Genomic DNA, 12,505 nt, shown 5'->3' with positions numbered 1-12,505 from the left:
TATGGCAATCGAGCGATTTACCTGGGCCACTGAAAAGGGCGTCGAGGGTGATATCAAGCAGCGTGTGCGCACCAAGCAGTTTGCCGACGGCTACGCGCAGTCGACCGAGGACGGGATCAACAACAAGTCCCAGTCCTGGCCGGTCACCTTCACCGGCATGAAGGATCGGATCAAGGAGATCATGGGCTTCATCGACCGGCACAAGGGTGCAAAGGGCTTCCTCTGGGAGCCCCCCCTGGGCGACCTGGGCCTCTACAAGTGCAACGGCTACAAGCCAGTTCACCGTGGCGGCTCGGTCTACGCCATCACCGCGACCTTCGAACAAACCTTTCACCCCTGAGATAACCCCATATGGCACTGATCGCGGACATCCAGAAACTGGAGCCCGGCGCCGAGATTCGCCTGTTCGAAATTGACGGGACCGAGTACGGCGCGGATTACCTGCGCTTCCACGGACACGCCATTCCGCATACGCCGGAAGAACTGCTGGCCTACGAGCATTCGGAAGAGGATCTGCCGGCCAAGTCGATTTGGTGGCAGGGCGAGGAATACGCGGCTTGGCCCGTACAGATCGAAGGTATCGCCTCTGGCAGCGACGGTACGGCCACGAGACCGACGTTCGCCGCCGGCAACATCAATGGGCGCGTCACGGCGCTGTGCCTGGCCTTTGAGGACATGCTCAAGTTCAAGCTGACGGTTCGCGAGACCCTGGCCCAGTACCTGGACGCGGCCAACTTCCCCGACGGCAACCCGACTGCAGACCCGACGCAGGAAGCGCTGGAGATCTGGTACATCGACCAGAAAACCAGTGAGGACAGTGAGTCTGTGGTTTGGGAGCTGTCTTCCCCGGGCGAGATCGACAACCACGGGTTGCCCGGCCGCCAAATGACGACGTTTTGCCACTGGAGCATGACAAACGGCTACCGGGGGCCGGACTGTGGCTATACCGGCGCGGCCATGTTCGATGACGAGGACAACCCCACGGATGACCCTGCCAAGGATCAGTGCAAAGGCTGCCTGTCGTCCTGCAAGTTGCGCTTCGGCGAGAACGAAGAATTGGGATTCGGGGGATTTCCTGCAGTGAGCCTCGTGTCCAGATCGTAGTAGAATATCCTTGTGGCTAGGGCATGCAACCCGAAAAGTCGGCACCTAACCGACCTGCCACTCCTATCCAGTTAGGTCTCACGCTTTAGGGGTGTGATTTGAAGATGAAATACCCAAAAAATTTGGTAGGCTTGCAGTTCGGCAGGCTCACGGTGATCAGCGAAGCGCCAAATGATAGGCCCTATAGGGTCAGTCTTTGGAACTGCCAGTGTGTATGCGGCAATTCTCGAGTCGTCCAAAGATCTGCGCTCGTATGTGGCGTGCAGGTGTCTTGCGGCTGCTTCATGAGGATGCGCGTAAAGGAAACACACACCACCCACGGGCTACATAGGCACTCCGCCTACGGCACATGGAAGGCGATGATTGATCGCTGCTACAACTCCAACTCCAAAGATTTCAAGGATTATGGAGGCCGGGGCATTCAAGTCTGTGATGAATGGCGAGACTTGGCTGGTTTCGTTGCAGGTATGGGGCCGAAGGCAAAAGGCCAGAGCATCGACCGGCTTGATGAGAATGGCGATTACGAGCCAGGAAACTGCCGATGGACTGATGCGCTCGGCCAGGGCGAGCACAAGCGGAATAATGCCATTGTCACGCGCCTTGGTAGTCAGAGGCATATCGCTAGTGTTTGGCGTGAGGCCGGCATAAAAGAATCAACGTTCTACAACCGCCTCAATGCCGGAATGACGCCTGATGAGGCTGCCTCAAAGCCAGTTCGCGCACATAACGCAACGCTGTTTATCGATGGCGAAGAGAGAACTCTAGTTGAGTGGGCGAAGATCGCCGGCGTGACGCAGGCGACGATGCGCAACAGGGTGAAGTCTGGAGTTGTTGGTGGTGCGCTACTGGCACCTCCTCGATCCAGAAAATTATCAGCTTAACCAAGGGCGCCACGGCGCCCTTTTTAGTGGGCGCGAATAATGCGAAAACACATCATCACTGCCATCCAGGCGCACGCGGCAGCGGATTATCCCCGTGAGTGCTGCGGGCTGTTGTTGGCCACAGGGCGCGCGCAGAAGTACTTCCCATGCCGGAACATCGCCACGGAGCCAAACGAAGAGTTTCGGCTCGATCCCGAGGATTACGCTGCGGCGGAAGATTTGGGCGAGGTGATCGGGATCGTTCACTCGCACCCTGACGCCACCAGCAGGCCATCGCCGCATGACTTGGCGATGTGCGAGGCCACGGCCTTGCCCTGGCACATTCTGTCCTGGCCCGAGGGCGACATGCGCACGATCACGCCAACTGGCAGCACGCCGCTGCTCAATCGCCCATTTGTTCATGGGGTTTGGGACTGTTGGGGTATTTGTGCCGAGTGGTACCAGCGCGAATGGGGTCTGGAATTCGAAGCCTTCCAGCGCACAGATGGCTGGTGGGAGAGTGCCGAGAACGCCAGCCTGTACGAGGCGAACTACGAGGCTGCCGGCTTTGTACGCGTCGACCGACCGCAGCGCGGCGATCTGATCGTTATGCATGTGGGCCGGACAGTTCACCCGAACCACGCTGGGGTTTACCTCGGCACAGATCCGGCATTGCCTGGTGAAGATTCGGGCGCTTTCGGCCCCGGCCCGTTCCTGCTGCACCACCTTTACGGCAGGCCGTCGGAAATCATTGTCTTCGGCGGGCCTTGGGCACTGCGCACCAGATACATATTGCGCCATGAAAAGGCTGTATAATTATCCAGGTGGCTAGACTGGCCAGTCGAAAAGCACTTACCTCCGTGCCTGCCGCGCTTCCATACGGGGGGATCGGATAGAGGTGTTCGATATGCCAGCAAAACTTGATTTGTCCGGTCATAGATTTGGCCGGCTAGTGGTAACAACAGAGGCGGCACGTACTGGTGCGTCTAGCAAGTGGTCTTGTGTATGCGATTGTGGTGGCGTGGTCGATGTGATCACCCCCAGCCTTAGGAATGGCAACACATCCTCATGCGGATGTATCAAGCGCGAGATGTTGGCCGCCAGAAACGCTGATGCCGCGCCACACAAGGTCAAGAAAAATCCCCTGTACAAGACTTGGTCGTCCATGAAGGCTAGATGTCTAAATCCTGCTGACGTCGAATATTCAAACTACGGCGGTCGCGGAATTCGGTTTTGCGATAGATGGTCTGACTTTTTGAATTTTATTGAGGATATGGGTGAGCGGCCGGCTGGAACTACGCTTGATCGGCGAGATGTTGATGGCGACTACTGCAAGGATAATTGTCGCTGGGCTACACCGCTTGAGCAGGCAAGAAATAAGCGCACAAACAGAGTGATGACACACCTTGGAGAATCGCTCTGTATCTCCGAATGGGCAGAGCGCACGGGCATCAACAAAACGACGCTTCTGGACAGAGTTAATGCTGGGTGGTCGCCACAAGAAGCGCTGATGGTTACGCCAGGCGCGAAAAGAGCCTGATTATTCGCTGCCATGATGCAGGGTGATACAGTCGCCACTTTCAGGACGAGGATCGATCATGCGGATTTTGATAGCGGCGGTAGCGGTGGCGATGCTGGCGGGGTGTGCCTCATCTGCGATTTCAGTGAGGGATGCGAAGCCGGTGCCGTCGGATGAGGTTTATGCCTTCCAGACAAAGCCGGCCGGTGAAAGCGGGAAGGTCACGGTTGTGCGCGACTCCGGTGCTGTTGGTTCAGGCTGCGATATCGTCGTCTATGTAGACGGGCGCAAGGCTGCGAAAATTGGCCCCGGTCAGCGGGCTACCTTTTACCTTCCGCCAGGCTCACCAAGCCTCGGCGCCGGCCTTGCCGGATCAGGTCTGTGCGCAGGCGCTGCAATTCGCACCATCGCAGCCGCGGTGCAGCCCGGCAAAGAAAGCCTATACCGCATCAGCGGCGACATGGCCGGCTTCTACATTGGTCCCTACGTCGACTACAACTGAAAAACGAAAATCATAAAGCCGCCTCCGGGCGGCTTTTTCATGCCAGGAGAAAATGATGCAGGCTTCAGCGATCAACTACCAACCGATGACAACGATTCGCCTGTATGGGCAACTCCGCCAGTTCGGGAAAACTTTCAGGCTTGCGGTGAATTCACCGGCTGAGGCCATCAAGGCGCTCTGCGTCCAGATCCCGGGCTTCGAGCGCTTCCTTTCGAACGCTAAGTCACGAGGGCTTGAATTCGCAGTTTTTCGCGATAAGCGCAACATCGGCGAGAAGGAACTGACCTACAACGGTGCCGGTGATATTCGCATTGCGCCAGTGGTGGTGGGCAGCAAGCGGGGGGGAGTCCTTCAAACGATCGTCGGCGCGATCCTGATAGTCGTCGGTGTCATTTTTTCAGCAACGCCGTTCGGCACTCCGCTCATTGGCGCCGGTATTGGCCTTGTCGCCGGCGGCGTCATCCAGATGCTCAGCCCCCAAGCTGGCGGCCTCAAAACCAGTGCCGCGCCAGAGAACACGCCTGGCTATGCCTTCGGCAGCGCTAAGAACACCACGGCATCCGGTAACCCGGTACCGCTCTGCTACGGCAAGCGGCGGGTGGGTGGGGCGATCATCAGTGCCGCCATCTATGCCGAAGACCAGATGTAACCCAACTAAATCAGCGGCATTGCCGCAGGAGACACAAATGACCAAAGTTATCAAAGTTACGCATTTCCGCACCGAGCGCTTTTCACTCACCAAGGATGAGCTGATCGCGGCCCTGCGCAATAAATATGGAGACGAGACGATCTTCGACGCTGGTGCAATCGACATGGTTTGCCATCAAGGCGTGATCGGTGCCACAGATGAGACTCAGATTTACTTCAAGGTTGACCAGGCCTAGACCTGGTCGCGCCATTTACTGCGGAATGTCGATATTGGCTGTCCGCAGCGCCTGCTCTAACTTCTTCACGCGCTGCTCAAGATTGTTGAGCACGATCTTGAACGATTGAGTCACATCGTACAGTTCGTGAGGGAGTTTTCCGCTTGGCGTTTTGTCGGCGATGCTTTGCAGGTGCCTGCCGAGATCCGCCCAGGCTTTTTCATCGTTCAAAATTAACCTCCTGTTTCATTTACGCCCAAGTCCATGGGCTTGCGGTCAACGGACTGCGGCAGTTCGTTGGAGGCGCAACGCTACTACTCCGGCATCCAATGGCGCTACTGGAGTTTCATCCACGCTGTACAGATACCCATACCGTCCACGAGGCGGTTTTTTATTGCCTGGAGGAAAGCATGGGCGCAGCACGCAAAATCGACATCCACGGTGCCAAGGGCGGCGAAGAGAAACCAAAAACGCCAACGGAAGCCCCCGACAGCCTGCGCTCGGTCGCTATCGCCAAGATGCTGATCGCCATCGGGGAGGGTGAGTTCGAAGGCACGCCCACCGCGCGCGACATCTACCTCGACAACACCCCCCTGCAAGACCCCCAGGGCAATATGAACTTCCCGAACGTGAAGTGGGAGTGGCGCACCGGGGCGGTAGATCAGACCTATATCCAGGGCATCCCCTCGATCGAGAACGAAACCACCATCAGTACCGAGCTGCGCAGCGGCACACCGTGGGTTCGGGCAATCACCAACATCCAGCTTTCGGCTGTGCGCGTGCGTTTTGCTTGGCCGGCGCTCCAGTCTGTGGATGCCAGCGGCAACATCAACGGTTACCGGATCGTGTACAAAGTTGAGCTAGCCACTGACGGCGGTGCCTACCAGCAGGTGTTGAGTGAGGCGGTCGACGGCAAGACCACCAGCCTTTACGAGCGCACCCGCCGTATCGATTTGCCCAGGGCCACCACCGGCTGGCTGATGCGTATTACCCGGGTGACCATAAACCAGAACAACAACAAAATCTCGGACACGATGCAGATCGCTGGCTTCACTGAGGTGATTGACGCCAAGATCCGCTATCCGAACACCGCGCTGCTCTACATCGAATTTTCGGCCGAGCAGTTCCGCAGCATTCCGGCCGTGACTGTCGAGACTAAGCTGAAGAAGATGCAGGTGCCGAGCAACTACGACCCTGTGTCGCGCTCGTATACCGGGATCTGGGACGGCACCTTCAAACAGGCTTGGACTGACAACGCTGTTTGGATGACCTACGACATCACCACGGCCGACCGCTTCGGCCTGGGCCGTCGCATCAAACCGTGGATGGTAGACAAGTGGGAGCTCTACAGGATCTCTCAGTACTGCGACCAACTGGTGCCGGACGGGAAGGGCGGCCAGGAGCCGCGCTTTATCTGCAACCTGAACCTGCAGAGCAAGGCTGATGCCTGGTCGCTGCTACGCGACATCTCGGCGATCTACCGGGGCATGACCTACTGGGCCCAGGGCCAGGTGTTCACGCTGTCGGACATGCCGCGCGCCACTGATTTCGACTTCGCCTACACCCGGGCGAACGTGATCGACGGCAAGTTCACCTACTCGAGTGCGTCGGAGCGCACCCGGTACAGCCGCGCGCTGATCAGCTACGACAACCCGGCGAACAACTACGACACCGACGTCACTGCCGTTACGGATGCCAAGCTTCAGCGCCGCTACGGCGACAACCCGCTGGAAATCAGCGCCATCGGCTGCACCCGAGAATCCGAGGCGCAGCGCCGCGGTAAGTGGGCACTGCTCACCAACTCCAAGGACCGGGCCGTTACCTTCAAGGTCGGCCTCGACGGGCGTATCCCGCTGCCTGGCTACGTGATCCCGATCGCCGACGAACTCCTGGCCGGTCGGCCGGTGGGCGGGCGTATCTCGGCGGTGAACGGCAAGGTCATCACACTGGACCGTGATACCCAGGCCAAGCCCGGCGACCGGCTGATCCTCAATCTGCCCGACGGCAAGTGTGAGGGGCGCACCGTGCAATTGGTCAGCGGCCGCCAGGTCACCGTGACCGTTGCCTATTCGGTTATGCCCGAACCAGAACTGGTGTGGGCATTGGATGCCGACGATCTGGCGATCCCGCTGTACCGCGTGGTAAGCGTGGCCCGGCCGGAGCCTGGCGTGTTCGAGATCTCGGCCGTGCAGTACGACCCAAGCAAATTCGCGCACATCGACACCGGCGCGCGCCTGGAAGAACGCCCAATCAGCGTTGTGCCGATCACCGTCGTACCGGCGCCGGCGAGCGTAGACATTACGTCGAATTACTCCGTGGACCAGGGGCTGGCGATCAGCACCATGAACATCTCGTGGCCCGCTGTGACCGGCGCGGTCGCCTATGACGTGGAGTGGCGTAAGGACAGTGGCAACTGGATCAAGGTGCAGCGCACCGGTTCGACCAGCGTCGACGTCACTGGCATTTACTCGGGCGCCTACGTGGCCCGGGTTCGGTCAGTGAGCGCCTTCGAGATCTCGTCGATCTGGAAGAGCTCCAACCTGACCAATCTTGAAGGGAAGGTCGGCCTGCCGCCGGCGGTGGCGTTCCTGACCACCAGCAGCGAGCTGTTCGGCATCGGCATCAAGTGGGGCTTTCCACCAGGTGCAGAGGATACCCAGCGCACCGAGCTTTGGTATGGCCCGGCGAACGATCTGGGGGCGGCGACCAAGCTGGCCGACCTGGCGTATCCGCAAGCTGACTACCGCATGCAGTCGCTCTCGGCGGGCGCTCAGTTCTTCTTCTGGGCGCGCCTGGTGGATCGTACCGGCAACGTTGGGCCTTTCTTCCCCATTCCTGGGGCAGTCAATGGCCGGGCGAGTTCGGATCAGACCGAGTACGACAAGTACTTTGCGGACAAAATCGGGAAGGGGGCGCTGTACCAAAGCCTGCGCGAAGAGATCGACCTGATCACCGGCGACGGTCCTGGCTCGGTTAACGATCGTCTGGAACAGGCCAAGCAGGAGCTGGAAGACCTGATCTCGGAAGTAGTCGACGCTCTGGAGTATGTGCCCACAAAGACCTACGCCAAGGGCGACATGGTGCGAGTAGGGCAGCAACTGTTCCAGGCCACCACCGCGGTACCGATCAACACCACACCGCCAAATGCCAACTACTGGTTCAACTTGGGCACCATCGCCGAAACCAACGCGGCCATGGCTCTGGAGATCAGCAAGAACAAGGCCTCTATCGAGGAAGTGGATGGCAAGGTCACGGCTACCGCTGAGAAGCTGGACGGGGTTTATGCGTTGGTGAAATCTGACTCTGCGGGTTCAGAGGAGGGCAGCGCGGGCGACAGCACTTCATCTGCAGGAGCCTGGTCTTTGATGTCTGCTATTGCAGAGCGCGACTTTGCACAGTCCGTCAGGTCCGACGGGCTGGAAGCCAAGGTAGGGCAGAACGCCGCGAGCATTCTCGACGTGTCCACGGCCTCTGCAACAGCCACCTCGGCCTTGGCTGAAAGGGTCACGACGATGGGGGCCAAGGTTACCAGCAATGAAGCGGCCTTCAAGTCTGAAACGACTGCGTTGGCCAATGCGGATAAGGCTTTGGCTGAAAAGGTTGAAACTGTTCAGGCAACCTCAGGCCAAAACACGGCAGCGATCCAGGAGACCAACCGAGTCCTGACCGAGACCGACGGCAAGGTCACGGCCATGAAAACGCTCAAAGTCGAAACCACTTCCGGCGGCAAGAAGGTGATGGCTGGGCTTTCTCTGGGCTCCGACGGCGACACATCGGAGATCATCGCGTTCGCTCAACGCTTCGCCATTGTCGATGAGGTGAGCGGCCAACTGATCACCCCGTTTGTGGTAAGCGGCGGACAGGTCTTCATCAATCAGGCAGTGATCAACACGGCGTTCATTCAGGAAATAATCCTGGGGATGACGTTGCGGTCTGAGGCCGTGGATTCAAAAGGCCGCCCTCTGCTGGAGATCAACGTGAAGGCAGGCACATTCACGCTTCGCAGTGCTGGTACCGGCGGGTCGTCACTACTCAACAACGATGGTCTTGCCGTGTACGACGGCAATGAAGTTAGGCGAGTCCTGGTGGGGAGACTTTCGTAATGATCTATGGCGCAAGAACATGGAGCCCAGCAGCGGCTCTACAGCTGGATACAGATAGTTTTACTTACCAGGTTATGCATAACGCGCTGTACCAGCTTTCGGCCGGGAGCGTCATAACCGTCCCAATTGCGGGTTTCAATCCATCTAATTGCGTGGCTGTGATTCTTCCCACTCAACCTGCTGCCAATAATTACGCCAACAGCGCAATGCCTTTTCAGTCTGTCGCAGTAGGCTCCGTTACGGTTAGATCAAGAAATCCGAGAGAGGCAGATAATATCGGCTCGACCATACAGTTTCGGCTGTTGGTGATGAGGTATAAAAATTGACATATGGTCTTATCGCTAATAATGATAATTCGTACGTTCAAATCGACTCGGACACGCCCAGGCTCTGCGCTATTTATAGCGGGAGTTATACGCCGTCGGGAAGATTTGCTTACGTTAATTTCCCGGCGCCGATAACAACGGCTGAGCCACCCTGTATTTTCATCAGGAACTCACCTGATAGGCCTAATGATTTATATGACAGCGCTACAATAAATGGCTCTGCCGGCAACTGGACAGGGTTTTCACTCAGCGTAAATAATGTGAGTGATAGGCCTACAGGAAAGTGGTTTGCGGCTGTATTCGCAGCGAAGACGAGCGAGGATTATGGAATAAGAATGTGGGATGGGAGTAGTGCTGTAATTTATGACTCCGGCACTGTTCCTGTGTTGTTCACGAAAGCTAGCCATAGTTGGTCGTATCAGGGCCAGGTAATTGTTAATGGTACTGCGCAGGCATATTACTGGCGCAACGCATTAACCGCGACATTGCTTATTGATGAATACTTCATGATCAACCCATTTTCCCGAGGCTTGCTGCAGTCACACTTGAACTGGATGACATCAGGTGTCAGGTTTAACTACGCGCAGAACTGTCTTCAGGTCTACGGCATTTCCGCTATATCTGCGTGGATAGACATCGGCTCGATGGGCGCAGTTTTCGCACGGTTGCCTGGCACTTAAGGCATCCCTCGACATTTTTAACCCCGCCCTGAGCGGTTTTTTTCGTCTGGAGAACAGCATGGCAAGACAAGAAATTATACTGGGTACTCCACCGCTGGGCCTTGGTGGTGATCCGCCGCGTACGGCAAGCATGAAGATCAATGCGATGACGACTGAGCTTTATGCTGCGACAGAGGGGCTGGTTAAAGTTACTTCCACCAACGACAACGTACCAGGCCGGGTAATGGTGACCGGGTACTTGGGGCTGGGTGTAGGCTTAAGTGCCCGGTCAGTATCCTCTCTTGAAACTCCCGTTGACCGTAACACCGGAGTGTCCTTCGATTTTCTCCAAGGAGCTGGAGCCCCCGCTGGGGTTAGTGATGGGGCGTTAATGTCCCTCTCGCACTCTAACGAATACTCCTTTCAGATGATGGGGGATTGGCGTACTGGGGATATATGGTCAAACCCTAAAGCCCGTGCGGGCGAGGGGCAAGGACGTGGATGGATACGACATTACAACTCTAGGAACGCTACGCTAGACCCCCAGTATATGGGAGGACTACTATTTCGCACTATTGTCGGTAACTTTGCCATTAGTAAGTTTGCGAATGGGTTGATGATAGTAAACGGTAGTGTCACCACCCCTACCGCTGTTCTAGCGGCAGACTCTTGGTCTGAGATAAACTTCACATTACCAGTGGGGTTTCCCGACGCATCCTTTACATCCGCTACTATTAACATTCTGGAGCCCGCCACAACTCACCACTACTTTGGGTTTACTACTGCGGTCATGAGTACTGATACCAACCTAGTAACCTTTTTCCGCAATGGACCAACAGCACAAACTCTCAATAACATGCGAATCTGCGTCTTGGGGCATTGGAAATGAAAATTAAACTATCCCCGTTCCTGACTGACTGGCCGCTTGAAGCCTCAGTCAACGGTGACATTCTCACCCTCAACGGTGAAGTAATTGACCTGTCCCTGTTACCAGAGGGTCACCGTCTGCCCGGTTCAGCTGTATGCAATCCGTTCTTTGTCGAGACCGAGTACGTGGAGCGTAAAGACGGGGTTCTACACCTCACCCTGCGCCTGCCTGTTGATTGGGATAGTCCAGAGGAATACCGCAACCCGCCCGAGCCAATCATCCTTGATGTGAGTGCCGGGCTAGTCAACTTCCCGGACACTACCCCGCCTGCACCCCCGGTGGTTGAGCTTCCCGTAATTGAAGAACCTACCCAGGAGGAACCAGAAAATGGTGGACTGGAGCAAGCTTGAAAAGATCAAAACGCCCCGGGATCTGACCGATCAGATTAACTTGGGCCAGGCCCGCGCATACTTGAGGGAAACCGACTGGTACGCCTTTGCTCTACTGGAAGACGAGACGCCCATCCCCTCGGATATCAAGGTAGCGCGCACCGCCGCACGGGTAACTATCAGCCAACTGGCCCCGCCGCCCGCATCCTGAGCTCTTCCCGAACACCTACACCCGCCATGAGCGGGTTTATTTTTGCCTGGAGAAAAGCATGACTGAATCCGAAAAAGACCGGGACATCCTGGCGCGCACGCTGTGGGGCGAGGCAAGGGGTGAGGGCCTACTCGGCCAGATCGCCGTCGCCTGGGCCATCCGCAACCGTGTGTTTGATGGCAAGGCCAAGTCCTGGTGGGGCGAAGGCTATGCTGGTGTGTGCCTGAAGCCCTGGCAGTTCAGCTGCTGGAACCAGAACGACCCGAACTACGCCTACCTCAGCGGCGCCAAGGCGATCCCTGCCGCACAGTTTGCCCAGGCTCAGCGCGCGGCTGACCAGGTGATCGCCGGTACAGTGCCTGACCCTACCGGGGGTGCCACGCACTACTACGCAACCACGATGCCCAAGGCCCCTGCCTGGGCGGCTAAGGCCAAGGAGACACTGCGCCTGGGTCACCATGTGTTCTTCAAGGATGTGCCGTGATGACGCCAATGCAGAAGCTGGTCGTGGTTCTGCTGGCGATGGCCATTGCTTGTTTTTCCACATGGAGAGTGGATGCCTGGCGCTACGGAAAGCAGCTGAGTGACCAGGCCCTGGCGCACCAGTCCGATATGACAACCATCAGCAATGCGGCAAACGCCCAAACCACTCAGGCACTGGAAAAGCAGAAGGCCGCCGAGCAAGCCCGCGCCGACCTCGATGCCAGGGCAACCAAGGAGAAAACGAATGATCTCGCTGAAAATGAAAGGCTGCGCCGTGCTGCTGACGACTCTGCTCGCCGGCTGCGCATCGCGGGCAGTTGTCGTGCCGATAGCGGCGACGTGCCCAGCTCCACCAGCACCGCCAGCCTGGGCAATGCAGGAACCGTCGAACTCACTTCAATTGCTGGACGAACTGTTTTCGATATCAGGGCCGGGATCATCGCTGATCAAGCAGCCTTGAGGGTGTTGCAGAAGCATGTGAGAGAGGCGTGTCAGTAGGGATTGTGTTCAGTCGGCAGGACGCCGGGGGAGGGGGATTTTGTTGTCTAATACTACCTTGGCCTACCGCGCATTCATTGGCCAAAAACCCAGCCAAATGACGGTAGAGTTTTAGACAGC

Annotated in this window: 14 protein-coding genes; 13 read left to right on the top strand and 1 reads right to left on the bottom strand. The window is 57.4% G+C overall.

Annotated elements, in window-relative coordinates; translation table 11 throughout:
- Position 1: 1 nt before the first annotated feature.
- From FQ182_RS13025 to FQ182_RS12990, 8 genes are all read left to right on the top strand, one after another.
- Positions 2-340 carry a phage tail protein gene (locus FQ182_RS13025; protein WP_149411878.1) on the top strand — a complete coding sequence of 113 codons (339 nt, stop codon included), beginning with the start codon at positions 2-4 and terminating at the stop codon, positions 338-340.
- An 11-nt stretch (positions 341-351) separates the two neighbouring features.
- Positions 352-1,104, top strand: a complete 753-nt coding sequence (locus tag FQ182_RS13020) for a phage minor tail protein L (RefSeq protein ID WP_149411879.1) — start codon at positions 352-354, stop codon at positions 1,102-1,104.
- Between the two features lie 359 nt (positions 1,105-1,463).
- The gene (locus FQ182_RS13015) at positions 1,464-1,985 is read left to right on the top strand and encodes a hypothetical protein (RefSeq protein ID WP_149411880.1); all 522 of its coding nucleotides are present in this window, start codon (positions 1,464-1,466) and stop codon (positions 1,983-1,985) included.
- A 39-nt stretch (positions 1,986-2,024) separates the two neighbouring features.
- Positions 2,025-2,780 (top strand): C40 family peptidase, encoded by a 756-nt coding sequence (locus FQ182_RS13010; RefSeq protein ID WP_149411881.1) that lies wholly within the window; start codon positions 2,025-2,027, stop codon positions 2,778-2,780.
- Between the two features lie 91 nt (positions 2,781-2,871).
- Complete coding sequence (locus FQ182_RS13005) at positions 2,872-3,504, top strand: hypothetical protein (protein WP_149411882.1); 633 nt, start codon at positions 2,872-2,874, stop codon at positions 3,502-3,504.
- A 58-nt stretch (positions 3,505-3,562) separates the two neighbouring features.
- Positions 3,563-3,985: a hypothetical protein gene (locus tag FQ182_RS13000; RefSeq protein ID WP_149411883.1), complete on the top strand. Its 423-nt coding sequence runs from the start codon at positions 3,563-3,565 to the stop codon at positions 3,983-3,985.
- Between the two features lie 55 nt (positions 3,986-4,040).
- The gene (locus FQ182_RS12995; protein ID WP_149411884.1) at positions 4,041-4,634 is read left to right on the top strand and encodes a tail assembly protein; all 594 of its coding nucleotides are present in this window, start codon (positions 4,041-4,043) and stop codon (positions 4,632-4,634) included.
- A gap of 37 nt (positions 4,635-4,671) precedes the next feature.
- Entirely contained in the window at positions 4,672-4,869 is a 198-nt protein-coding gene (locus tag FQ182_RS12990) for a hypothetical protein (protein ID WP_149411885.1), read from the top strand.
- 15 nt (positions 4,870-4,884) lie between these two features.
- Here FQ182_RS12990 and FQ182_RS12985 read toward each other — a convergent pair whose 3' ends face one another.
- On the bottom strand, positions 4,885-5,079 hold the full coding sequence (locus tag FQ182_RS12985; RefSeq protein ID WP_149411886.1) for a hypothetical protein: 195 nt from the start codon (positions 5,077-5,079) through the stop codon (positions 4,885-4,887).
- Positions 5,080-5,258: 179 nt separating this feature from the next.
- Here FQ182_RS12985 and FQ182_RS12980 point away from each other — a divergent pair, with 179 nt between their 5' ends.
- The 5 genes from FQ182_RS12980 (at position 5,259) to FQ182_RS12960 (ending at position 12,385) form a co-directional block, all read left to right on the top strand.
- Entirely contained in the window at positions 5,259-8,951 is a 3,693-nt protein-coding gene (locus FQ182_RS12980; RefSeq protein ID WP_149411887.1) for a phage tail protein, read from the top strand.
- 1,870 nt (positions 8,952-10,821) lie between these two features.
- Entirely contained in the window at positions 10,822-11,214 is a 393-nt protein-coding gene (locus FQ182_RS12975) for a hypothetical protein (protein ID WP_149411888.1), read from the top strand.
- Positions 11,192-11,404: a hypothetical protein gene (locus FQ182_RS12970; protein ID WP_149411889.1), complete on the top strand. Its 213-nt coding sequence runs from the start codon at positions 11,192-11,194 to the stop codon at positions 11,402-11,404. Before FQ182_RS12975 ends, FQ182_RS12970 begins: the two co-directional genes overlap by 23 nt.
- 58 nt (positions 11,405-11,462) lie before the next feature.
- Positions 11,463-11,888 (top strand): cell wall hydrolase, encoded by a 426-nt coding sequence (locus tag FQ182_RS12965; RefSeq protein WP_149411890.1) that lies wholly within the window; start codon positions 11,463-11,465, stop codon positions 11,886-11,888.
- Complete coding sequence (locus tag FQ182_RS12960) at positions 11,888-12,385, top strand: lysis system i-spanin subunit Rz (protein WP_149411891.1); 498 nt, start codon at positions 11,888-11,890, stop codon at positions 12,383-12,385. The genes FQ182_RS12965 and FQ182_RS12960 overlap by 1 nt, the downstream gene beginning before the upstream one ends.
- Positions 12,386-12,505 lie beyond the last annotated feature (120 nt).

The sequence above is a fragment of the Pseudomonas sp. ANT_H4 genome (assembly GCF_008369295.1).
Classification (GTDB): domain Bacteria; phylum Pseudomonadota; class Gammaproteobacteria; order Pseudomonadales; family Pseudomonadaceae; genus Aquipseudomonas.
Note: the sequence above shows the minus strand (reverse complement) of the source record. Positions and strands in the feature narration are given on the sequence as shown.

Excerpts from the sequence above, each read along its gene's own strand:
- FQ182_RS12975 (WP_149411888.1), top strand. The coding sequence starts at position 10,822 with ATGAAAATTAAACTATCCCCGTTCCTGACTGACTGGCCGCTTGAAGCC.
- FQ182_RS12990 (WP_149411885.1), top strand. The coding sequence starts at position 4,672 with ATGACCAAAGTTATCAAAGTTACGCATTTCCGCACCGAGCGCTTTTCA.
- FQ182_RS12980 (WP_149411887.1), top strand. The coding sequence starts at position 5,259 with ATGGGCGCAGCACGCAAAATCGACATCCACGGTGCCAAGGGCGGCGAA.
- FQ182_RS13005 (WP_149411882.1), top strand. The coding sequence starts at position 2,872 with ATGCCAGCAAAACTTGATTTGTCCGGTCATAGATTTGGCCGGCTAGTG.
- FQ182_RS13025 (WP_149411878.1), top strand. The coding sequence starts at position 2 with ATGGCAATCGAGCGATTTACCTGGGCCACTGAAAAGGGCGTCGAGGGT.
- FQ182_RS13020 (WP_149411879.1), top strand. The coding sequence starts at position 352 with ATGGCACTGATCGCGGACATCCAGAAACTGGAGCCCGGCGCCGAGATT.
- FQ182_RS13015 (WP_149411880.1), top strand. The coding sequence starts at position 1,464 with ATGATTGATCGCTGCTACAACTCCAACTCCAAAGATTTCAAGGATTAT.
- FQ182_RS12995 (WP_149411884.1), top strand. The coding sequence starts at position 4,041 with ATGCAGGCTTCAGCGATCAACTACCAACCGATGACAACGATTCGCCTG.
- FQ182_RS13010 (WP_149411881.1), top strand. The coding sequence starts at position 2,025 with ATGCGAAAACACATCATCACTGCCATCCAGGCGCACGCGGCAGCGGAT.
- FQ182_RS12965 (WP_149411890.1), top strand. The coding sequence starts at position 11,463 with ATGACTGAATCCGAAAAAGACCGGGACATCCTGGCGCGCACGCTGTGG.
- FQ182_RS12960 (WP_149411891.1), top strand. The coding sequence starts at position 11,888 with ATGACGCCAATGCAGAAGCTGGTCGTGGTTCTGCTGGCGATGGCCATT.
- FQ182_RS13000 (WP_149411883.1), top strand. The coding sequence starts at position 3,563 with ATGCGGATTTTGATAGCGGCGGTAGCGGTGGCGATGCTGGCGGGGTGT.
- FQ182_RS12970 (WP_149411889.1), top strand. The coding sequence starts at position 11,192 with ATGGTGGACTGGAGCAAGCTTGAAAAGATCAAAACGCCCCGGGATCTG.